The organism is Anaerozeibacter quisquiliarum (assembly GCF_051162045.1).
In the GTDB taxonomy this organism is placed as follows: domain Bacteria; phylum Bacillota; class Clostridia; order Christensenellales; family Aristaeellaceae; genus Anaerozeibacter; species Anaerozeibacter quisquiliarum.
This window is the reverse complement of the sequence record NZ_JBISDI010000040.1, coordinates 13,185-35,510: the sequence shown is the minus strand read 5'-3', so window position 1 is coordinate 35,510 and position 22,326 is coordinate 13,185. Positions and strand designations below refer to the sequence as shown.

Here is a 22,326-nt window from a genome sequence, read left to right as displayed (position 1 = left end):
TACGTGAACCTTGTTCCGCTCAAATTTCGCCTTCGCCATCGCTATTGTTGCCTCCTAAAGTCTTGTCAGCCCGGAGCCACCGCTTACGAAACCCCGGGAGGTTTGGAGGGTCGCAGCCCTCCATGTACAATCATTTGTGCCGGCTCTGCCGGTGCAAATGGATTCCGGTCAAGGGCGGGCCGCAGCCGAATTTACGCAACGGCGCTGTCAGCCCAGTATCTTGGCCGCGATGTTCTTGGGCACTTCTTCGTAATGCTCAAACTGCATCGAGTAGGTGCCGCGCCCCTGCGTGCGCGAGCGCAGCTCGGTCGCGTAGCCGAACATCTCGCTCAGCGGCACGATGCAGTCGATCGACTGCAGGCCGGCGTGCGCATTGGTCGCGGCCACGCGCCCGCGGCGGGAATTCAAATCGCCGATGACGTCGCCCATGTAGTCGTCGGGGACGACCACTTCGACGCGCATCATGGGTTCGAGCAGCGCGGGGTCGGCCTTCTGCAGCGCTTCCTTGAATGCCATCGAGCCCGCGATCTTGAATGCGATCTCGCTGGAGTCCACGTCGTGGTAGCTGCCGTCGTACACCGTGGCCGAGAAGTCGACCACCTCGTGTCCGCCCAGGATGCCGCTCATGCAGGCCTCGCGGATGCCCGCGTCGATCGCCGGGATGTACTCCTTCGGGATCACGCCGCCCACGATCTTGTTGATGAACTCGTAGCCCTCGCCCGGCTTGCGCGGTTGAAGCTCGATCCAGCAATGGCCGAACTGACCGTGACCGCCGGTCTGGCGCACGTAGCGCCCCTCCGCCTTGGCGGCCTTGCGGATGCACTCCTTGTAGGCCACCTGGGGCTTGCCGACCGTCGCCTCCACCTTGAACTCGCGCAGCAGCCGATCGACGATGATCTCGAGGTGCAGCTCGCCCATGCCCGCGATGATGGTCTGGCCGGTGTTCTCGTCGGAGTAGGTCTTGAACGTCGGGTCTTCCTCGGCCAGCCGCACCAGCGCCAGCGTCATCTTATCCTGGCCGGCCTTGGTCTTGGGCTCGATCGCGACGCGAATAACCGGATCCGGGAATTCCATGCTCTCGAGGATGATCGGGTTCTTGTCGTCGCACACTGTGTCGCCGGTCGTGGTGTCGCGGAAGCCCACGATGCCCACGATATCGCCCGCGCGCATTTCTTCCACGTCCTCGCGGTGGTTGGCGTGCATGCGCAGGATACGCCCCACGCGCTCGCGCTTGCCCTTGGTCGTGTTGTAGATGTAGCTGCCTGATGAGAGCTTGCCCGAATAGACGCGCATAAACACCAGCTTGCCTACAAACGGGTCGGCCATCACCTTGAAGGCCAGCCCCGAGAAGGCGCCGTCCACGTCGGCCTCGCGCTCGATGACCTCGTCGGTTCCGGGCTTTACGCCCTGCACCGGAGGGATATCGATCGGCGAGGGCAAAAAGTCGATGATCGCGTCGAGCAGCGGCTGCACGCCCTTGTTGCGGTAGGATGTGCCGCACAAAACCGGCGTGATCTTGCCCGCGATCGTGGCCGCGCGCAGCGCCGTCATCATCTCCTGGTTGCCGGGCATCTCGCCCTCCAGGTACTTCTCCATCAGGGCATCGTCGGTCTCCGCGACCGACTCGATCAGCGCCGAGCGATAGAGCTCGGCCTCGTCCTTCAAATCATCGGGTATGTCGGTCTCGTCGTGCGTGGTGCCCATCTCGTCGGTATAGATCTCGGCCTTCATCTTCATGAGGTCGATCATGCCCCTGAACGAGCCCTCCGCACCGATCGGGATCTGGATCGGCACCGCGTTTGCGCCCAGACGCTCCTTCATCATGTCCACCACGCGGAAAAAGTCCGCGCCGGTGATGTCCATCTTGTTGATGTAGGCGAGCCGGGGTACGCCGTACTTGGTAGCCTGACGCCACACGGTCTCGGACTGGGGCTCGACGCCGCCCTTGGCGCAAAACACCGCCACCGCGCCGTCCAGCACCCGGAGAGAACGCTCGACCTCGACGGTGAAGTCCACGTGGCCCGGCGTGTCGATGATGTTGATCTGATGATCGCGCCACGCACAGGTGGTCGCGGCCGACGTGATCGTGATGCCGCGCTCCTGCTCCTGCTGCATCCAGTCCATGGTCGCGCTGCCTTCGTGGGTCTCGCCCACGCGGTGCACGCGCCCGGTATAGAACAAGATGCGCTCCGTGGTCGTGGTCTTGCCGGCGTCGATGTGCGCCATAATGCCGATGTTGCGCACGTTTGTCAGTTCATGGGTCTTCGCCATAGTCGTCATCCTCCTTCCCTGAGAGAGTGTTGCGCTTGCTTTCTGCCTTTATTCACACAGTTTCTCCAATTGCCAGGTATCGAATCACCAGCGGTAGTGGGCGAACGCCTTGTTCGCTTCCGCCATCTTGTGCATGTCCTCGCGGCGCTTCACGGCGTTGCCGGCGTTGTTCGCGGCGTCCATGATCTCGCCGGCCAGGCGGTCGGCCATCGCGCGCTCGCCGCGCTTGCGGCTGAACGTAACCAGCCAACGCAGCGCCAGCGTCTGGCGGCGCTCGGGCCGAATCTCGACGGGCACCTGGTAGGTGGTGCCGCCCACGCGGCGCGCCTTGACTTCGAGCGCGGGCATGATGTTGGCGAGCGCCTGGTTAAACACCTCGGTGGCGTCCTTGCCGGTCTTGGCTGCGACCGTCTCAAACGCGCCGTAGCACACCGCCTGCGCGACGCCGCGCTTGCCGTCGTACATGATCTGGTTAATCAACTTGGTCACGGTGACCGAACCGTATACGGGATCCGTAAGCACTTCGCGCTTCGGAATAAAACCACGTCGGGGCATGGGATTTCCCTCCTCTTTCTAATGGCCGCGCCGGGCGCGGCAAAACTGCGATGCTCCGAAAGAAAGTTAAGCGAAAGAGGCCGCCCGAACAGTTGGCGCTGTCCGAGCCTTGCGGCGCACGCTCGCCTGTCCATCCGGTCCGCGTTCCTTCAGACCCTTTGGACTCACGGGCGCGGCCCTGCAGCCGCCGTTCGCCAAGGTAACCGATGACTCATTCGGAAATGGGTCAACGGCTGCCGCGTTACTTCTTGGGCCGCTTCGCACCGTAGAGGGAACGGCTCTGCATGCGCTTGGCAACGCCGGCCGCGTCGAGCGCGCCGCGGACGATGTGGTAGCGCACACCCGGCAGGTCGCGCACCTTGCCGCCGCGGATCAGCACGACGGAGTGCTCCTGCAGGTTGTGGCCGATGCCCGGGATGTAGCACGTGCCTTCGATCATGTTCGTCAGGCGAACGCGCGCGATCTTGCGAAGCGCCGAGTTGGGCTTCTTGGGCGTCAGCGTCTTAACGGAAAGGCATACACCGCGCTTCTGCGGGCACTTTTGCAGAATGGGCGAGCCCGACTTGCTGGTCACTTTTTCCCTACCCTTGCGGATCAATTGGTTGATCGTGGGCATGGAAGCACCTCCTTGAGATTCTTTAGATATCCTATATGCACTCCCTCAACCCCAGGAAGCGTTGTAGGCAAAGGATAACCTATTTGAGCAGGCCCGCCGAAGCCGAGGGCACGTCGATGCCGCAAGCCTTGCCGAGCTCCGTCATGGAAGCGACCCCCACCACGCGCACGCCGTGGCGCGCGCACAGCGCGTTCAGCCGGTTTTTAATCATCAGGTCGGCGTCGTCGGCCACATAGGCGACCGCCACGCGGTCGGCCTCGATGGCCTTTTCCAACCGGCGCGTCCCGACGACCGCCCCGGGGCCGGACAAGCTTTCCATGACCAGACCTCCTCATTATCGAACCTAAACAGGATATCATTATGGACGGAATTTGTCAAATTAATCTTTGGCGACCTATCGTGGAGATCAACAAAGGCCCGCAACATTCCGGTGACGGGCGGGAATAAACGATGGGCGGTCCGTCTAAGCGCTACCGGACTCGGGTCAACGTGCCCAAATCCATTTCGCAAACCGTATCGCAAAGCTCCTCGATGTCTTGGAGGTTATGGCTGGCAAGCAGTATGGTCTTGCCCCGCGCCCTCAACGCTTTGAACAGTGCGCGCATGTCCTTAACCCCTGCATTGTCCAGACCGTTCATGGGCTCGTCGAGCAGCAACAGGTCCGGGTCCTCCATGACAGCCTGCGCGATGCCTAAGCGCTGCTTCATGCCCATGGAATACTTGCTCACCCATTTCCTGCTGCCTGGGTCGAGTCCCACCATGCGCATGGCCTCTTGCACGATCGTTTTCTCGACGCGCTTTTGAATGCTGGCCAACAGCGATAAGTTACGCATCCCTGAATAATATGGCAAAAACCCTGGTGTCTCTACAATGGCGCCCAGGTTCTTGGGGATGACGCCGTCCACGACCCGCGCGCCGTCGACCGTGATCGTGCCGGACGTGGGCCGGATCAGTCCGCAGATGCACCGGATGAGCATTGTCTTGCCCGATCCATTGCGCCCGATCAAGCCGTGAATCTTTTCGCGTTCGAATTGAACGGTCACGTCATTGAGCACCGCCGCCTGTCCGTATCGCTTGACGAGGTGGTTCACGTCGATCATCCGCCAACCCTCCTTTAGTCTCGCTGCGAAGCACTCACCAGGTCGCACCGCCTGCCGCAAAACGACGCCAGCATCACGAGCACCGCGAATACCCCGCACAGCACCATCATCGAAGGCTCCACATCCACGAGGTAGGGATTGTAGCCAAAGTCCACGTTGCACAACCGCGACAGCGAAACCGGGGACACGATGAAATACACGTAGGGCAAAGAAGTATCGATGAGGGGGTCCAACAGCAGCAACAGCGAGGCGGCCATGAGGCCCAGCTTGTTGCGCAGCGTCAGGTTGAGCGTGAACATGATCAGCGCGCAACTGACGTAGGCGATCCAGCGCAGGATGAGCGAAAACAAAAATGCGCGCCTGGGCGACCATTGACTGACGATGACGCCCGGCAGTTGCATCCCCAGTCCATGGTCGTACGCCGCCTGGGGCGTTTCGGCCAGCGTGCGCAGCGCGCGCCCCCAGGGCGCGTCGTACACGACGCGCGGCGCCAGGACCATGTGCTCCATCACCACCAGCACCAACAGATATAGCGCCGTCACCCCAAAGATATACAGGATCTGGCCCGTTACCCATGGCCCCTTACCCCCGCGCAGCAGCACGTAGGGCTGCGCCTCGTCATAAAACGGCGCGTCGCCCAGCAACAGCATGAGCCCTATTCCGGCAATCGTTCCAAACATGGAATCTGATAGCAAGAACGCGAACCATCCAAACCCATTGACCGATTCGCCGTGCGTCGTCAAGAACGCGCGCAACGGCTGGCAAACCGACTCCAGGTATAGCCCCACAAACAACAGGATCGCCAGGCCTTTCGGCTTGGTAAACAGCTTGCGCAGGCTGTACAGCGCGCACTTCACCGCCCGGTTGCATTTATCCATGCTCCAGCCTCCTCCTGACGCCCAGCGCGAACACGGCCGAGCCGAGCACAATCAGCGGCAAAAACACAGCCGCGCCTACGCCCAGGGTCGGCCAGAGCGCAAGCCCGATCTCCCCGTTGCCCAACATGGCCAAGTTCATCCATCGCGGCGCCTGCCACCACCGCATCAGTGCCGATGTGAGTCGATGCATGAAGATGGGGAAACACAACACGAGATATACGTTGGGGCAAAAGGCAGAAAACGCCAGCGCCGCCGCCCCGTAATACGCGCCCTCCAGCCATTTGAGCACCGCGAGGCCCGCCAGGTACTGGACGGGCTGCCCATTGAGCAATACCTCCATCATGCCGCCGACCGATTCAAACGCAGCTTCGTAATAATCCGTGTGTCCGCCCGGCAACAGCGCCAGGTAAAACAGGATGAGTCCGCCCGCGCACGCCAAGCCGCCGGTCAGCGCGGCGCCAATCAGCTTGGACCGCATGTATGTCCGCCGACCCGCGCGCAGCCATTGAGCGGTGATCGAGCGGCTCTTCCAGTCGGCCGAGAAACTGGTGGAGAACGGCAGCGCCGCCAGCGCAGGCGCGAGCCACACCAGGTAACTGAACAGCCGGCCGTTCTCAAACGAGACGTATACGTCGTACGGCCCCGTCGTGATTTCGTAGCCCACGCCGATCAGGTATTGAGCGCAGTACAGCAGCGCCGCGAGCACCAATTGAAGGCCAAAGGCGCGGCGCACGTCGATGCCTGTCAATCGCGCCGCCCCCTTTACTCGATGACTTTGCCGCTGAGCGCGTTCACAAACGTCGGTTCGTCCGCGCCGCCCGCTCGGTAGAAGCACCACGCGGGCATGAGCCGGAATTGACCCGGCTGCTTCCTGACCGGCACGGGCACGTACTCGTACGCGATGCGTTCAAAGCCAACCGTTCCCCGCGCGATGACGCGCGAAAACTGCTTGACGACCGCCTCGACCGCCTGCTCCATCGATATGGAAGGCTTGGCTGCGTCGGGCGATGTCTCCAGCACATCGTACATCACGCACAGCGGCGCGCATAAAAACGAAATCACGCCCTCGTCGCGGGTTACGTATACAATCGCGGCGCTGCCCAGCGCGTAATCGTTCAACGTGTTGAGCGTATTGGGAATCTGCATCAACGAAAGCCCTTCGTACAAAAACTCAAGGTACACCGTATACCCTTCGGGCGGTTGCGGCGGCTCGGTCGGCAGCGTCTGGCCGGAGCCCGGGCGCATGATGCCCCGATAACTTTCGGACAGTGCTTGGCTGTCGATCGCGCTGTAGCTTTTGACCACAAACGTCGCACCCATCCGGTCGCACAACGCCCGGATCTGCGCAAGCGCCTCTTCGAACGGATATCCGTCCACCGCGCCGCGCTCATCCAGCCCATCGCACGCGTCGGCGTACAGCCGCACCGCGTGATCGCCCGATATGGCGGCCGATTTGTACTGGACAAACCCCTGCGGATCTGCCGCCATGTACGTCCCGTCTGCTCCAACATATTCGATGTGTTCCCTTACCACGTCCATTTCGACCCCGCGCCCTTCCAAGAACACGCCGTTCAGCCGTTCGGGCGTCCACTCGGCGTAGCGCACCAGCACGGGCTGCGCATCCGTATGTACGGGCCGGTCCACTTGCGCGTCAAACACCAGCTGCGCGCCGCCCACGTCGTAGGTTTTTTTAAACCGCTGCGCGTCCGTCTCTTGCACAGCGCTCGCTTGCGCGAGCGCCAACAACGCCGCCATCAGCAATATGGCGCCGATCCATCGGTAAAACCGCACCTGCCTCGCCTCCGTTTCGCGTCAAAGGATGGGGTTGGCGCGCGTTCCAATCGACGTAGCGCTGCGCCAACCCCATGATTCCATGTGGGAATTACGGACCCCAGGTTCCAGATGTTGTAACGGGTCGATCGTTCTCTACCGTGTTTCGGGCCGTCAGGCCGTATCGCCGGCCGAGATTGCCCTCACCCGACAAATAGGGGATATAAAACGCCCCCGTCCGTTTCGTCTTGTAGACATCTTGACCGGCCAAATTGCCATTGGGCTTGCGCATGTTGTAGCGGACCCGAACCCCACTGGGGTTGTGAACCTCAGGGTCGACGCCCGCGCCTCCGGTAAATTCCTTCACTTTCTTCGACGTCGTCCTGTACTCACCCACCGCCAAAGTAGCACCATAATTATATTCGAAAGAAATCGCAAGTGCCGTAGGCGCCAACAGTGCCATCCCCACGATCAGCAACACAAACATGCGTGCAAACTTCTCCATGGTGACCTCCTTCCTCAACCAGTCAAAGCGCAATCCCGACAACACCGGTGCCTTCACAGCAAACTCCTCGAAAGCCGAGGTTGCATGCATGCCTTTGCTGTTTACCATTATTTTACCATGCATATGTAAATATTTTTTGTCTTTTATTAGTCTGATTTGTGGCAATCACGGTGTATATATAAAATTATATAGTACATATATTCTTCCCTTATTTCAGGCCAAGCGCGGGGCCGCTGGTGGCTCCGCCATCCCGCAAACGCGGCCGTTTGACGCCAAAGGCCGCCTCGCGGCGGCCTCAGCTTGTCGGCAAACCCCGCCGGGCACGTCGGAAAGTCGACGAGCCGAGGGGATGGGGTTGGGAGGGGCGAGTAGCCCCTCCCACGAATTTCAATCAGTACGCCTCGTGGATGTCGATGGCCTTGTAGCGTCTCATACCGGTACCGGCGGGGATCAGCTTGCCGATGATTACGTTTTCCTTGAGCCCAAGCAGCGGGTCGATCTTGCCCTTGATCGCGGCCTCGGTCAGCACGCGAGTGGTTTCCTGGAACGAGGCAGCCGAGAGGAACGAGTCGGTCGCGAGCGACGCCTTGGTGATGCCGAGCAGCACGCGCTTGGCGGTCGCGGGACGGCCGCCGCGCGCGATCGTAGCTTCGTTTTCCTGCTCGAAGCGGAAAATGTCGACCAGCGCGCCGGGCAGAAGCTCCGTGTCGTTGGCGTCGTCCACCTTGACCTTGCGCAGCATCTGGCGCACGATCACCTCGATGTGCTTGTCGGCGATTTCCACGCCCTGGCGGCGGTACACCAGCTGCACTTCCTTGACCTGGTACTCCTGCACCGCCTTTACGCCCAGGATACGCAGCAGGTCGTGCGGATTGATCGAGCCCTCGATCAATTCCTCGCCGGCCTCGACGTGGTCGCCCTCGACGACCTTGATCTTGGAGCCGTAGTTGACCGAATACTTCTTGACCTCGTGGTCGCCGCCGGTAATCACGATCTCGCGGCGCTTCTTGGCGTCGGTGGACATGCTGACCGTGCCCGAGATCTCGGCCAGCGTGGCCTCGAGCTTGGGCTTGCGCGCCTCAAACAGCTCCTCCACGCGCGGAAGACCCTGCGTGATGTCGGCGCCGGAGGCCACGCCGCCGGTATGGAAGGTACGCATCGTCAGCTGCGTGCCGGGCTCGCCGATCGACTGCGCCGCGATGATGCCCACCGCCTCGCCCACGTCGACGAGTCCCCCGTGCGCCATGTTCGCGCCATAGCAGCGCGCGCACACGCCGTGCTCATTGCGGCAGGTCAAGACCGAGCGCACGTTCATCTCCTCGACGCCGGCCGCCATGACGCGGCGCGCCACGTCGTGGGTAATCAGCTCGTTGAGCTTCACGACCACCTCTCCGGTCTTCGGGTCGAGCACGTCCTCGGCCGACACGCGCCCGCGGATGCGATCCTCGAGCGATTCGAGCGGCTGGCCGTCGGCCACGATTTCGCTGACCCTGAGCCCGCGCACGCGCTCGCCGCGGCTTTCAAAGCAATCGACCTCGCGCACGATGATGTCCTGCGATACGTCGACCAGGCGGCGCGTCATGTAGCCCGAGTCGGCCGTGCGCAGCGCGGTATCGGCCAGCGACTTGCGGCTGCCGTGCGAGGAGATGAAAAACTCCAGCACCGACAGGCCCTCGCGGAAGTTGGCGCGGATGGGCAACTCGATGATCTTGCCGCTGGGCGAGGCCATCAGGCCGCGCATGCCGGCCAGCTGGCGGATCTGGTTGACCGAGCCGCGCGCGCCCGAGTTGGCCATCATGTAGATCGGGTTGAACTTGTCGAGCGAATCCATGACCGCGCCGGTGACCGCCTTGGTGGCGTCCTCCCAGATGCGCGTGACCTGGAGATAGCGCTCGTTTTCCGACAGGCGGCCGCGCTTGAACTCGCGCCCGATCGCGTGCACCTGATCCTCGGCGTCCTTGAGGATGACCTTCTTCTGCGGCGGCACGACGATGTCGGCCACCGATACCGTGACCGCGCCGCGGGTGGAGAACTTGAAGCCCAGCTCCTTGATCGCGTCGAGCATGTGCGCGGTACGCGTCACGCCGTGCACGCGGTAGCAGTTGTCGACCACCTTGCCCAATTGCTTCTTGTCAACCACCATCTCGACCTCGAGCCTGAACATGTCGTCGATCGTGTCGCGCTTCACCATGCCGAGGTCCTGCGGCACGGCCTGGTTGAAGATCACGCGCCCGATCGTGGTCTTGATGATGCGCGTGTGCGTCTCGCCCCCGATCACCTTCTTCATCCGGATGTGGCACTCGGCCTGCAACGACAGCGCGCCCACCTGGTAGGCCATCAGCGCCTCGTCGGCGTCGGTGAAGAACTTGCCCTCGCCGGGCGCGCCCTCGCGCACCTGGGTCAGGTAGTAGCAGCCCATGACCATGTCCTGCGTGGGCGAGATGACCGGCTTGCCGTCCTGGGGCTTCAAAATATTGTTCGCGGCCAGCATCAGGAAGCGGGCCTCGGACTGCGCTTCCATCGACAGCGGCACGTGCACGGCCATCTGGTCGCCGTCGAAGTCGGCGTTGAAGGCGGTGCAGCACAGCGGATGCAGTTTCAGCGCCTTGCCCTCGACCAACACCGGCTCGAACGCCTGGATGCCCAACCTATGCAGCGTCGGCGCGCGGTTGAGCATGACCGGATGGTCGCGGATGACCTCCTCGAGCACGTCCCAAACCTCGCTGCGCAGCCGTTCGACGGCGCGCTTGGCGGTCTTGACATTGACGGCCGAACCCTGGTTGACCAGCCGCTCGATGACGAAGGGCTTGAACAGCTCGAGCGCCATCTCCTTGGGCAGACCGCACTGGTAGAGCTTCAGGTTGGGGCCGACCACGATGACCGAGCGGCCCGAGTAGTCGACGCGCTTGCCCAGCAAGTTCTGGCGGAAGCGGCCCTGCTTGCCGCGCAGCAGGTCCGACAGGCTCTTGAGCTGACGCCCGCCCGCGCCGGTAACCGCGCGGCCGCGCCGGCCGTTGTCGATCAGCGCGTCCACGGCCTCCTGCAGCATGCGCTTTTCATTGCGCACGATGATGTCGGGCGCGCCCATCTCGAGCATGCGCTTCAAGCGGTTGTTTCGGTTAATCACGCGGCGGTACAGATCGTTGAGGTCGGCGGTGGCGAACCGGCCGCCGTCGAGCTGCACCATCGGGCGCAATTCCGGCGGGATGACCGGCACCACATCCAAAATCATCCACTCGGGCTTGTTGCCGCTCTGGCGGAAGGCCTCGACCACCTCGAGCCTTTTCACGATGCGGGTGCGCTTTTGACCCTCGGTCTGACGCCCGGTCTCCTTCTTGGTCAGTTCGTCGATCTCGGCGCGCAGGCTGACCGACAGCGATTCGAGGTCGAGCCCGCGCAGCATTTCGCGCACGGCTTCCGCGCCGATCCCGACGCGGAACGTGCCCGCGCCAAAATCCGCCAGCTTCCTTTGGTATTCGGTTTCGGTCAGCAGCTGGTGCCGCTCAAGCGTCGTGTCGCCGGGGTCGAGCACGATGTAGGCCGCGAAGTACAGCACCTGCTCGAGCGAGCGCGGCGAGATGCTCAGCAGCATGCCCATCCGGCTCGGGATGCCCTTGAAGTACCAGATGTGGCTGACCGGCGCGGCCAGCTCGATGTGGCCCATGCGCTCGCGGCGCACCTTCGACTTTGTAACCTCCACGCCGCATTTGTCGCACACCACGCCCTTGAACCGGGTGCGCTTGTACTTGCCGCAGTAGCACTCCCAGTCCTTGGTGGGCCCGAAGATGCGCTCGCAGAACAGGCCGTCGCGCTCGGGCTTGAGCGTACGGTAGTTGATCGTCTCGGCCTTCTCCACCTCGCCGTGCGACCACTCGCGGATCTTTTCGGGGGAGGCCAGGCCAATCTGTATGGAATCAAGGTTTGTCAGTTCAGGCAAAACAACCGCTCCCTTCTATGCAAAGGCGCTACAGCCTAAAAATCGTCGTCGAGGAGTTCGTCGTCCAGGCCCATGTCGTCGAAGTCAAACGCGTCGGCCTCGTCGGCCTCGCCGGCTTCGGCGAAGTCCTCCTCCATGGTGATGGTGACGTCTTCCTTGAGCTCGGCGTCCACCGGGACTCCCTCGTCCTCGAGCTCGCGGATCTCGATCTCCTGCTTGTCCTCCGCCAGCACCTTGATGTCCAGCGAGAGCGACTGCAACTCCTTAATCAGCACCTTGAACGACTCGGGCACGCCCGGCTCGGGGATGTTCTCGCCCTTGACGATGGCCTCATAGGTCTTGACGCGGCCCACCACGTCGTCCGACTTGACGGTCAGTATCTCCTGCAGCACGTGCGCCGCGCCGTAGGCCTCGAGCGCCCACACCTCCATCTCGCCGAAGCGCTGCCCGCCGAACTGCGCCTTGCCGCCGAGCGGCTGCTGGGTGACCAGCGAGTACGGGCCGGTCGATCGGGCGTGGATCTTGTCGTCGACCAGGTGGTGGAGCTTGAGCATGTACATGTAGCCCACGGTGACCGGATTGTCGAAACGGTCGCCGGTGCGCCCGTCGTACACCCACAGCTTGCCCGAGGGGTTGATGCCGCAGCGGGAGAACTGGATCGCGGGCTTGCCCGCGGGGGTGAACAGCGGTTCGTCGGTCAGATTGCCGGCGGCGGCGAGGCAGGCCATGATGTCGTCCTCGCTCGCGCCGTCGAACACGGGCGTAGCCACATGCCAGCCGAGCGCGCGCGCGGCCAGCCCCAAGTGAACCTCGAGCACCTGGCCGATGTTCATGCGGCTGGGCACGCCCAGCGGGTTGAGCACGATGTCCAGCGGCGTACCGTCCTGCAGGAAGGGCATGTCCTCCTCGGGCAGGATGCGCGAGACGACGCCCTTGTTGCCGTGGCGGCCGGCCATCTTGTCGCCGACGGATATCTTGCGCTTCTGCGCGATGTAGACGCGCACCATCTGGTTGACGCCGGGCGACAGCTCGTCCTTGTTCTCGCGGGTGAACACCTTGACGTCCACCACGATGCCGAACTCGCCGTGCGGCACGCGCAGCGAGGTGTCGCGCACCTCGCGCGCCTTGTCGCCGAAGATGGCGCGCAGCAGCCGCTCCTCGGCGGTCAGCTCGGTCTCGCCCTTGGGCGTCACCTTGCCGACCAGGATGTCGTTGGCGCGCACCTCGGCGCCGATGCGGATGATGCCGTATTCGTCGAGGTCGCGCAGCGCGTCCTCGCCCACACCTGGGATGTCGCGCGTGATCTCCTCGGGCCCCAATTTGGTGTCGCGCGCCTCGGATTCGTACTCCTCGATGTGGATCGAGGTGTACACATCGTCCTTGACCAGCCGCTCGCTGATGAGGATGGCGTCCTCGTAGTTGTAGCCCTCCCAGGTCATGAAGCCGATCAGCGCGTTGCGCCCGAGCGCGATCTCGCCCTGGTCGGTCGAGGGGCCGTCGGCGATCACGGTCTCCTGGGTCACCTTCTCGCCGCGCTCGACGACCGGGTGCTGGTTGATGCAGGTGCCCTGGTTGGAGCGCGCGAACTTGGAGAGCGGGTAGCTGTAATCCTTGCCGTCGTCGCCCCTGACCACGACTTCCCGGGCGGTCACGCGGGTCACCGAGCCGCTCTTGCGGCTCATCGTCACCACGCCCGAGTCGCAGGCGGCCTTGTACTCGATGCCGGTGCCCACGATGGGCGCTTCGGGCACGAGCAGCGGTACCGCCTGGCGCTGCATGTTCGAGCCCATCAGCGCGCGGTTGGCGTCGTCGTTTTCCAGGAAGGGGATCATGCCGGTCGCCACCGAGATCAGCTGGCGGGGGCTTACGTCGATGTAGTCGACCTGCACCTTGTCCACCTCGGTGATCTCCTCGCGGATGCGCACCGTCACCCGTTCGTTGATGAAGGCCCCCCTGTCGTCGAGCATCTCGTTGGCCTGCGCGATGACGTACTGATCTTCCTCGTCGGCCGTCATATAGACGATCTCGTCGGTCGCCAGGTTGGTCTCGGGGTCAATGCGCCGGTAAGGCGCCTCGATGAAGCCGTATTCGTTGATGCGCGCGTAGGTGGCGAGCGAACCGATCAGGCCGATGTTGGGGCCTTCAGGCGTCTCGATCGGGCAGATGCGCGCGTAGTGGGAGTAGTGCACGTCGCGCACCGCGAACGAGGCGCGGTCGCGGTTGAGGCCGCCCGGGCCCAGCGCCGACAGGCGGCGCTTGTGGGTCAGCTCGGCCAAGGGATTGGGCTGATCCATGAACTGCGACAGCTGCGAGGAGCCGAAGAACTCCTTGATCGCCGCCGACACCGGACGGATGTTAATCAGATCCTGCGGGCGCACCTTGTCGAGGTCCTGGATCGCCATGCGCTCCTTGACCACGCGTTCCAGGCGCGAAAGCCCCACCCGGATCTGGTTTTGCAAAAGCTCGCCCACGCTGCGCAGGCGCCGGTTGCCCAGGTGGTCGATGTCGTCGATCTCGCCGATGCCGTGGAACAGCCCCACCTGGTAGTTGGCCGAGGCCACGATGTCGTCGACCAGGATGTACTTGGGGATCAGCTTGCCTTGGTTTTCGCTGAGCAGCTGCACGAAGGGGACGCCCTCCTGCTTGCAACGCGCGGCCAGCTCGAGCAAGGTGGGCAGATGCACGCGCTCGGGCAGCTCGAGCGCGCTGTCCTTGAGCTGGGCCGACAGCTCGGCATCGTAGCCCTCGAGGAACTTGTCGATCCACACGAAGTTGTTGCCGATGACCTTGACCTCGTGCAGCTCGACCGTCAGCTTGACCTCATTGACGCCGGCGTCCTGGATGGCTTCGGACGCGTCGCGCGAGATCGTCTGTCCGGCCTCGACCAGCACTTCGCCGGTATAGGGGTGCACGATGGCCTCGGCCGCGACGCCCGACACAATGCGGCGCGCCACCGATAGCTTTTTGTTGTATTTATAACGCCCCACGCGCGCCAGGTCGTAGCGCTTGGGGTCGAAGAACAGCGAATTGATCAAATTGGTGGCCGAGTCCACCGACGGCGGCTCGCCAGGGCGCAGCTTATTGTAGATCTCGATCAGCGCCTGCTCGCGCCGCGGACGCACGCGCTCGCCGCGCTCGTCGGTGGAGGCGTCGCGCGCGATCGTGGCCGACACGCGCTCGTCGTCGCCCAGGATGTCGATCAGTTGGGCGTCGCTCTCGTAGCCGAGCGCGCGCAGCAGCACCGTAATCGGCAGCTTGCGCGCGCGGTCGATGCGTGCGTAGAGCACGCCGTTGGAGTCGGTCTCGTACTCGATCCAGGCGCCGCGGTTGGGGATCATGGTTGCGGAAAACAGGTTGTTGCCCGACTTGTCGATGGTCTTGGCGTAGTAGACGCCGGGCGAGCGCACGAGCTGGCTGACGATGACGCGCTCCGCACCGTTGATGATGAAGGTACCATGGTCGGTCATCAGCGGGAAATCGCCCATGAACACTTCGGATTCCTTGATTTCGTGGGTTTCGGTGTTGGTCAGGCGCACCGTCACCTTGAGCGGCGCGGCGTAGGTGGCGTCGCGCTCCTTGCACTTCTCCACCGTGTACTTGGGGGCGTCGTCGAGCGAATAGTCGACGAACTCCAAAATGAGACTCTCGGAGTAGTCGGTGATCGGCGAAACGTCGCGCAGCACCTCCCGCAGATCTTCCCTCAGGAAGCGCTGGTAGGAGTTCTTTTGGATCTCGATCAGATCGGGTACCGGCAGCGATTCCTCGATGCGGGCAAAGCTCATGCGCGTGCGCTTGCCTACCTGCATCTCATGCTCGTGACAGATACGTTCTCTCTGTTCCATTGATGCAACCACCCCTTACTATGTGTTCCACCGGGTCGTCCGCCTGCTCAAAACAGAATTCGGCTTTTCGGTAAAAATTTCGATTCGCACCTATTGCATTTTCCGCCCGTCGGGTGTACAATACCCCTGTCCCCGAGGGACGCATTGTATGCTTTCCCGCATTCAGGCCAAAAACGGTTCAGATGCCCATATTAGTGCAATTATCTATGTTACCATCCTGTTCACGCGCTGTCAAGAGGGGCGGGGTGTGTTTTGGGGGCCTGTTTGGCTCATAAACGGCATATTTAACGCAATTATAACGCCGCGGCCCGTCGACGATAGAACATTTGTTCGTTTTCTTGCGCGACGGAATGCGCAATACAGACCGGGTGTACGCGAGGCGCGCCCGGTCTGTATTGCATTAAATCCTTCATCTTCACAACTTCTTTGGATCAAATCTTTCAATTTCGCGTTTTCGGGCCCGCCGCCCTTCGCCAGGATTCGCGCCGGCGGCGGTGAGTCATAGCTGCGTCAGCCGCTCGACCGCCTGCGCCTCGGTGCCGGCGAAGAACACGTCGCGGCCGTTGTTGCTTTCGTAGATGAAATCTCTAAGCGGCTTGCTGGTGTAGCCCGAGAAGTCGCCGTAGATGGCGAGCTTCGCGCCGTAGTTGACGAACTTCTGCAGCACCTCGCCCGCCAGGCCGCTCGAGAGCACGAAGAAGCGCCCGTCGATCTGCTCCTTGGCGATCGCGATCCTCTGCGCGTTCAGCTGCCAGTTGGCCGTTGCGATCAGGTCGAGCGCATCCTGTACACCGGCGATCGCAAGGCCCTCGCCTCGAACCAGGGCGACGCCGGGGGCAACCTCTTTCAGTTCCATAAGGACCCACCTCCTCGCAGGGGCGCGCAGGACCGCCTCCTCGACCTTTATGTATCCCTCTTCGCCAAGGCCGCCTTCCGCCGCGCGATCAGCGCTTCCAGTTCGTCCAGAACCGCCGGCTCGGCTGCCTCGCCGTCGATCAGGCCGGCGAAGATTTGCGGGGCGGGCACATTCCTGCGCAGGCGGTGGAACTGCGAGACAAATGCGTCGAATATGGCTTCCGTGGCCTGCGCGGTGGGCTTGTAGTTGCGGCATAGCACCTTGCCGCTGTACACGATGTTGGCCACCTCGATGAAACCCTTCTTCAGCAGCGAACGCAACACGGTCTGCACCGTGTTGATGTTGAGCGCTGCGTCCCGCGCGACCATCTCCGACGCGGTCAGCGCCCGATCCGAATCCATGAGCAGTTTCAGAACCTCCTGCTCCTTGCTCGTCAACCTCGTTGGCATGGGTAAGCACTCCTTCCATGGCGCGAGCCACATGTACAGTATAGATTCATTGTATTTGTTTGTCAACGCATCTTTTTGATGGACCACTTGATAAAGTTGATTATTAATGATAATATGAATATCCAAAAATAACTATTTTATTGGTAGAGACTTTTTATTGGCAATGTGCCGGCTCGGCTGTTCAGGCCCTCGACGGCCAAGCGAGTGACGGCATATCGCGCGGGATGACGGCGGCCGAACAGCGAGTCCAGGGCCTGACGGGCGCGCAGCGGTCGCCCCTCGCCGATGTGCTGGCCGAGGATGGGCGCGAGATCCGCGAGGTGCTCGCCGGGGCGGACGGCACGCGGATGAGGATCGACGCGCGGGTCCGCGTCGCCCGGGTGGATCGCGTCGAGCGCTTTGACTTGGTCACCGCCGAGCCCGATGCCGCGCTCGCCAAATCGGTGTTTTTCGCGGACGCCCTGGATCTCAAGGACGGGCAAGCAGGAGCTTGCTGCCTCCCTCCCTCAATGAGGTCCCTACCCGCAGCTTTGGACTTCCACATAATCTGGGACAGACCCGGGAGTTACCAGCACTGCGTGGTGCATTTCTACCGGAACGTGTTCTCGGCCTCGCCAGGTGCCAGGATGACCGAGGTCGCCGCCATGCTCGAGTGTGGCTCTTGGAGGGAAGGTATATGAGCGCATCAGAACGACATCTTTTTTTCACGATTCTCGGGCTGATTCCAGCCTTCATCTGGATCACAGAAGAGTTGGAAGGCTACATACTGGATGATGTGCTTTGGCGCGCAGTCAAGTATGCCCTCTGGTTCCTCTGGATTTCACACAATTTCATCAGATACTTGGTTGAACGCCGGAAAGAAAAGAAGGCGGAGGCCAAAACGGCCAAGGAAGACGAACGCCAGTAAAGAATGCCGCCAATAGGCCCTTGAAGTATGACCATGAGCGACTGGAGGTGGTTTTGTATGGTGGCCATGAGGCCTAAGCCAATTGAGATACTGAAGATTGCCCTGAAAGGCCTCGCGGCCATTGCAGCCGTACTGGTGACTGTGTTTCTGCTTTCGTGCATCCCACGCAGGGTATACGGCTCATTTTCCGGTATCGAGTTAAATATGGGCGAGGAACCCCAGCCCATTCAAACGGTTGGGATAAAGATCGACGGTTGGCTCCATGACCGTCTGTTCGACGACCCTCGCTTCGAGGGAAGGTTCGAGATCGACGCTTACCCGGCGACGCTCGCCGGCGACGCCCGCGTGTACTTTGACCGCGACGCCTCTCATGGTGTGCTGAATTATGTCGACGCCGAACGGGAACCGTCGCTGGGGGTGCTTTATACGGAGGGTCGCTTTGCATCCATGGCCATCCACCTGTTTGATAGAACCGTCGTGGAGGATTCTGAATACAGTCATGCCAGCGTCGGCACGCCGGGCAGGCGGGTGATCGTCGCTCCGGCAGGGGATGTGGACGAATCGCGCGCTGTGTTGGATCGATTGAGCCTTTCCTGGTTGCAAAACTTCACGGGGTTGCTCCGCGTTCCGCGAAATTAGAGCGGCGCGCGATGGGGACGCGCTCAATCCGCCGGCATCTCCCCCGTCGGCTCGAACGCGCCGAAGATCGCGCCGAGCAGCGCGGGGATGTTGGGGCCGTACTTGCCGGTAATCACGCCCGACGCCGCGTCCTGATCGCTCATGCCGACGTTGCCGAACGCCATCAGCTCCGCGGGACAATCCACATAATTCACCGCGTCGTACGGCGCGCCGATGCCGGCGCGCACGAAGCGCGCGGCCTTATCCATATCCTTGACCGACGCCCACACCGCCGTCGGCAGCGCGGTCGCCCAGTGGTCGGGCGCGAGCGACGCGGCGCCGCTCATCTCGGTGAGCAGCACGATGTAGTCCGCGCGCTCAAGCGCCGATGTCAGCTCGTCGTCAAGCGCCATTTTGCCCTTGTAGCCGTACGCCTCGAGTGCGACGTCCGAGCGGACGGCGCGCTCTTTTTTCAGCCGCTCAAAGCCATACCGCGCGCTCGCCACCTCGTTTGCGTAGGGCGTCAGCACCAGCACGGTCTCGCCGCTTGCGGGCGCGAACGGGAGCGCGCCGAGCCCGTCCCGCGTCTTTGTGATCGCGGCCTCGGCGATGGCGCGCTCGGTCGCCCGGTGCGACGTGCAGCCGACGACCGACAGCGCGTGCTCGGCCGCGGCCGCGTCGCCCGATTCGTCGAAGGATCTGTCCGCCAGCCCCAGATTCAATTTCATCCCGACGACGCGCGCCGCCGATTCGTCGAGCCGCTCCTCGGTGAGCACGCCCTCTTCAATGGCCCGGTCGACGGCCGCGAAGATCGCCTCGATCTTTTCTGCATCTTTGGGCGTGCGCACCCTGGCGGGCATGCAGATCATGTCCGCGCCGGCCGCGAGCGCCAGCACCACGCCGTCCGCGCTCTCCACGTTGTCCGCGATCGCGCCCATGTCCATGGCGTCGGTGACGATCAGGCCGTCAAAGCCCATTTCATCGCGCAGGATGCCCGTCAGGATGGCACGTGAAAACGTCGCGGGCACGACGATTTCCTCGCCCGTCTTGGATGTAATGGTCGAGGCGTCGAGCGCCGGGAACTGGATGTGCGCGCACATAATCATCGGGATGCCCGCGTCGATCAGCGCCTGGAAAGGGATCAGCTCGGTCTTTCGCAGCGCGGCGATGTCCTTATCGACGCGCGGCAGGCCCAAATGGGAGTCGACCGAAGTGTCGCCGTGGCCGGGGAAATGCTTGCCGGCGGCGAGCGCGCCCGCCGACTCGATGCCCTCGGCCATCGCCGCCGCGAACTCGGCCACTTGTTCGGGCTTTGAGCCGAAGGAACGCAGGCCGATTACCGGGTTTTCAGGATTGCTGTTGACGTCCGCCACCGGGCTGAAGTTCACGTCGATGCCCAGGGCCACAAGTTCGCGCCCGGTGATCGCGCCCGCCTCGCGCGCGTAGGCGGCGCTGCCCGTCGCGCCGATCGCCATGTTGCCCGGCAGGCAGGTGCCCTGCCCGAGCCGCGTAACGCCGCCGCCCTCCTGATCCGCGCCGATCAGCAGCGGCAACCCTCCCCCGCGAATCGCCGCGCGCTGCAGCGCGCGCGTGAGCTTTACGGACGCCGCCGTCTCCCCGAGGTTTTCGCCGAACAGGATCACGCCGCCGAACGAATAGGCCGCGATCATTTCCTCGATCTCGGCGTTCAGCTGCACGACCGGCTCCCCGTCGTACTTCGGGTTCAGCTCGCGTTTCGCCGCCGCTTCCTCCGGGTCGGGCATCCAGTTGCGAAAATCCATAAACAGCAACTGCGCGACCTTCTCGCGCCGCGTCATCCCTTGGACGATCGCCGCCGCGTTCTTCTCTTCGGCAAGGCCGCGCGGAACGGCAAATACCAGCGCGCAGACCAGGCAAAGCGCCAGAAGCGCCCATTTCTTCATAAAAAACCGCATCCTTTCTGCTTCGCTCGCATTATACCGCATTTTGACCGCGTTGACCAGCATGTAAAACCTACAAAATGCATCATAGTGACAGTCGGGCGCGAAAAAAAGTCGGGCCTGTCCCCTAAATTGCCCCCATCGAGTGCCGAAGTATGTTATATAATACAAGTATGATTCAAAGGGTGCTGCCTGTGTCATTGGAATACGGAATCCTCGGCTTTTTGTGGGATAAGGCGTTGACCGGCTATGAATTGAAAAAGGTATTCGATATTTCCTGCGCCTTTATCTGGGCAGCCGATCAGGGGCAAATCTATCGGACGCTGGGCGCGATGCGGAAAAAGAACTGGGTGGCCATCGCGGAAACCGCGCCCGCGCTCCGCCATGAAAAGAAGGTTTACCGCATCACGGATGGGGGCAGGGCCGCGCTCAAGGCGTGGCTGGCCGGTAGAATGACCGAAAGCCCCACGCGCAACGAGGCGCTGCTCAAGCTGTTCCACATGGCGAAGGCCGATCCGGAGGCGGCGCTGCAAAATCTCGACATGCTGATTGCCGAGAAAAGGCGGATCATCGCGATCTTCGACCAAATGACCATCACTCGGGCATCGGAATACCAGGAGACACTGGGGCTTTCCGAAGCGTCGCCCGATTACCAAATCAATCTGTTCATGTCCAAATGGGGCTATATGCGCGAGCGGGCGTTCTTGACCTTCCTCACACAATACCGGGACGAACTGCCGCGGGTCGAAAGGGGTGAGGGGACGTGAGCCGGAAACCTTACATTTAAAACGACACATATGCGCAAGGGAGCGTAACCACCTTTGCATTTGGGTTGATCTCACTCAAAACGAGGAGGAACATGGGATGAATGTAACGGTACGATATGGAGTCGCGCTTCTCACACTGGCCCTTTGTCTGTTCTTCTCGGGCCCGGCATACGCTTCGGACGGCGCGCTGACGCAGGTCGCTTCGTTTGAGGGCGGCACGGCCTACCGCACGGCGGACGACGTCTACTGGGTGCTGAACCTCTCGGGCACGTGGCGGGCGATGGGGCGGCAGTACGGCGCGCTCGTAAAACACGACCTCGCCGCGTTTGGCGCGGAGATTACCGCCGATCTTGCGGCGCGCGGCATGGATATGCAACAGCAAACCGCCGCCGGGCAATGGCTTGCGGATCGGCTTTCGGACGAATTGGGCGAGCTGCTGGACGGCATGGCGGAAACCTCGGGGCTCACGCGCGACGAGGTATTGCGCCTCAATGCCGGCTTCTTCAACCTCTCGGACGTGCTCCTGGGCGCGGATCAACCCGATTCGTGCAGCGGCATCGCCGCGTGGAACGCGTACACGCCCGGCGGAGGGCTCGTATTCGGGCGGAACTGGGACATGGTGCGGGACGGCATGCAGCAGTACATGAAATACCTGTCGGTGGTGATCCTTCACCCGGCCGACGGCAACGCCTACGCCAATGTGCATCCGCTCGGTAACGTCTACATGGAGACCGGCATCAACGAGCGCGGGCTGTTTCTGGAGCTCAACAATGGCGGCTATTCCGACGCAAATGCCTACGAAGACCGGGAGGACAGCGCGTCGATCCTCGCGACGGTTCTGAACCGGTGCGATACCGTCGACGAAGCGGCGGCGTTGCTCGCGAGCACCCCGGCGGACAGCGCCTACATCATCCAGCTGGCGGACGCGAATCGCGCGGTGTCGGTCGAACGGCCGACGTTCGATTGCCGCGTGCGCCAAGGGGATGAAAAGGGATTGCTGGTGACCTACAACAGCTTCATACCGCCCTATCCGGACGCTTGGACAAAGAAGGTCGCGCCCCCGCGCGATCCTGCCGAGGATGGGCGGTACGACCATCTCGTGAATCTCGCAAATTCGGAGCGCTTTTTCGGAAAGCTCGACGTCGATGCCATGAAGGAACTGATGGACATCGGCTATCAGGACGGCGGCGCGGTGCATGGCGGGACCGTCTATCAGGTGATCGCCGCGCCGGGGGAAATGTGCCTGTGGCTGCGCGGGTACGTGTACTCGGACTGGCAGCAGGTAGACCTGAGCGGCCTGCTCGCCGCGCGATAGGCTCGCTCGAAACGGAGCCTT

At 62.4% G+C, this 22,326-nt stretch carries 19 protein-coding genes; 4 read left to right on the top strand and 15 right to left on the bottom strand.

Annotation, left to right across the window (positions count from 1 at the left end):
• Positions 1 to 207 precede the first annotated feature (207 nt).
• The 14 genes from fusA to ACH6CV_RS15075 all read right to left on the bottom strand — a co-directional run bounded on the left by fusA (position 208) and on the right by ACH6CV_RS15075 (position 17,261).
• Entirely contained in the window at positions 208 to 2,271 is a 2,064-nt protein-coding gene (gene fusA, locus ACH6CV_RS15140) for an elongation factor G (RefSeq protein WP_456359052.1), read from the bottom strand.
• A gap of 84 nt (positions 2,272 to 2,355) precedes the next feature.
• Positions 2,356 to 2,826 (bottom strand): 30S ribosomal protein S7, encoded by a 471-nt coding sequence (rpsG, locus tag ACH6CV_RS15135; RefSeq protein WP_456359051.1) that lies wholly within the window; start codon positions 2,824 to 2,826, stop codon positions 2,356 to 2,358.
• Positions 2,827 to 3,067: 241 nt separating this feature from the next.
• Entirely contained in the window at positions 3,068 to 3,442 is a 375-nt protein-coding gene (rpsL, locus tag ACH6CV_RS15130; RefSeq protein WP_456359050.1) for a 30S ribosomal protein S12, read from the bottom strand.
• A 79-nt stretch (positions 3,443 to 3,521) separates the two neighbouring features.
• Positions 3,522 to 3,761 carry a ribosomal L7Ae/L30e/S12e/Gadd45 family protein gene (locus tag ACH6CV_RS15125; RefSeq protein WP_456359049.1) on the bottom strand — a complete coding sequence of 80 codons (240 nt, stop codon included), beginning with the start codon at positions 3,759 to 3,761 and terminating at the stop codon, positions 3,522 to 3,524.
• A gap of 151 nt (positions 3,762 to 3,912) precedes the next feature.
• Complete coding sequence (locus tag ACH6CV_RS15120; protein ID WP_456359048.1) at positions 3,913 to 4,542, bottom strand: ATP-binding cassette domain-containing protein; 630 nt, start codon at positions 4,540 to 4,542, stop codon at positions 3,913 to 3,915.
• 14 nt (positions 4,543 to 4,556) lie between these two features.
• Positions 4,557 to 5,420 (bottom strand): hypothetical protein, encoded by an 864-nt coding sequence (locus ACH6CV_RS15115; protein ID WP_456359047.1) that lies wholly within the window; start codon positions 5,418 to 5,420, stop codon positions 4,557 to 4,559.
• Positions 5,413 to 6,168: a hypothetical protein gene (locus ACH6CV_RS15110; RefSeq protein WP_456359046.1), complete on the bottom strand. Its 756-nt coding sequence runs from the start codon at positions 6,166 to 6,168 to the stop codon at positions 5,413 to 5,415. The genes ACH6CV_RS15115 and ACH6CV_RS15110 overlap by 8 nt, the downstream gene beginning before the upstream one ends.
• Positions 6,169 to 6,182: 14 nt before the next feature.
• Positions 6,183 to 7,211: a hypothetical protein gene (locus tag ACH6CV_RS15105; protein WP_456359045.1), complete on the bottom strand. Its 1,029-nt coding sequence runs from the start codon at positions 7,209 to 7,211 to the stop codon at positions 6,183 to 6,185.
• A gap of 91 nt (positions 7,212 to 7,302) precedes the next feature.
• Positions 7,303 to 7,695: a hypothetical protein gene (locus tag ACH6CV_RS15100; RefSeq protein ID WP_456359044.1), complete on the bottom strand. Its 393-nt coding sequence runs from the start codon at positions 7,693 to 7,695 to the stop codon at positions 7,303 to 7,305.
• Between the two features lie 391 nt (positions 7,696 to 8,086).
• Positions 8,087 to 11,632: a DNA-directed RNA polymerase subunit beta' gene (gene rpoC / locus ACH6CV_RS15095; RefSeq protein WP_456359043.1), complete on the bottom strand. Its 3,546-nt coding sequence runs from the start codon at positions 11,630 to 11,632 to the stop codon at positions 8,087 to 8,089.
• A 35-nt stretch (positions 11,633 to 11,667) separates the two neighbouring features.
• Positions 11,668 to 15,474: a DNA-directed RNA polymerase subunit beta gene (gene rpoB / locus ACH6CV_RS15090; RefSeq protein WP_456359042.1), complete on the bottom strand. Its 3,807-nt coding sequence runs from the start codon at positions 15,472 to 15,474 to the stop codon at positions 11,668 to 11,670.
• Positions 15,475 to 15,973: 499 nt separating this feature from the next.
• Positions 15,974 to 16,330 (bottom strand): DUF4180 domain-containing protein, encoded by a 357-nt coding sequence (locus ACH6CV_RS15085; RefSeq protein WP_456359041.1) that lies wholly within the window; start codon positions 16,328 to 16,330, stop codon positions 15,974 to 15,976.
• 47 nt (positions 16,331 to 16,377) lie between these two features.
• Positions 16,378 to 16,779 (bottom strand): BlaI/MecI/CopY family transcriptional regulator, encoded by a 402-nt coding sequence (locus ACH6CV_RS15080; RefSeq protein ID WP_456359040.1) that lies wholly within the window; start codon positions 16,777 to 16,779, stop codon positions 16,378 to 16,380.
• 137 nt (positions 16,780 to 16,916) lie between these two features.
• The gene (locus ACH6CV_RS15075; protein ID WP_456359039.1) at positions 16,917 to 17,261 is read right to left on the bottom strand and encodes a hypothetical protein; all 345 of its coding nucleotides are present in this window, start codon (positions 17,259 to 17,261) and stop codon (positions 16,917 to 16,919) included.
• 194 nt (positions 17,262 to 17,455) lie between these two features.
• On the opposite strand from ACH6CV_RS15075, the gene ACH6CV_RS15070 reads away from it, so the two are divergent.
• The gene (locus ACH6CV_RS15070) at positions 17,456 to 17,686 is read left to right on the top strand and encodes a hypothetical protein (RefSeq protein ID WP_456359038.1); all 231 of its coding nucleotides are present in this window, start codon (positions 17,456 to 17,458) and stop codon (positions 17,684 to 17,686) included.
• Between the two features lie 57 nt (positions 17,687 to 17,743).
• A complete protein-coding gene (locus tag ACH6CV_RS15065; protein ID WP_456359037.1) occupies positions 17,744 to 18,325 on the top strand; it encodes a hypothetical protein in 582 nt (193 codons plus the stop codon).
• A 23-nt stretch (positions 18,326 to 18,348) separates the two neighbouring features.
• Here the strand turns inward: ACH6CV_RS15065 and ACH6CV_RS15060 are convergent, their stop codons facing one another.
• Positions 18,349 to 20,226: a glycoside hydrolase family 3 protein gene (locus ACH6CV_RS15060; protein ID WP_456359036.1), complete on the bottom strand. Its 1,878-nt coding sequence runs from the start codon at positions 20,224 to 20,226 to the stop codon at positions 18,349 to 18,351.
• 197 nt (positions 20,227 to 20,423) lie between these two features.
• On the opposite strand from ACH6CV_RS15060, the gene ACH6CV_RS15055 reads away from it, so the two are divergent.
• The gene (locus ACH6CV_RS15055; protein ID WP_456359035.1) at positions 20,424 to 20,990 is read left to right on the top strand and encodes a PadR family transcriptional regulator; all 567 of its coding nucleotides are present in this window, start codon (positions 20,424 to 20,426) and stop codon (positions 20,988 to 20,990) included.
• A gap of 97 nt (positions 20,991 to 21,087) precedes the next feature.
• Positions 21,088 to 22,305, top strand: a complete 1,218-nt coding sequence (locus tag ACH6CV_RS15050; protein ID WP_456359034.1) for a C45 family autoproteolytic acyltransferase/hydolase — start codon at positions 21,088 to 21,090, stop codon at positions 22,303 to 22,305.
• The last annotated feature ends 21 nt before the right edge of the window (positions 22,306 to 22,326 follow it).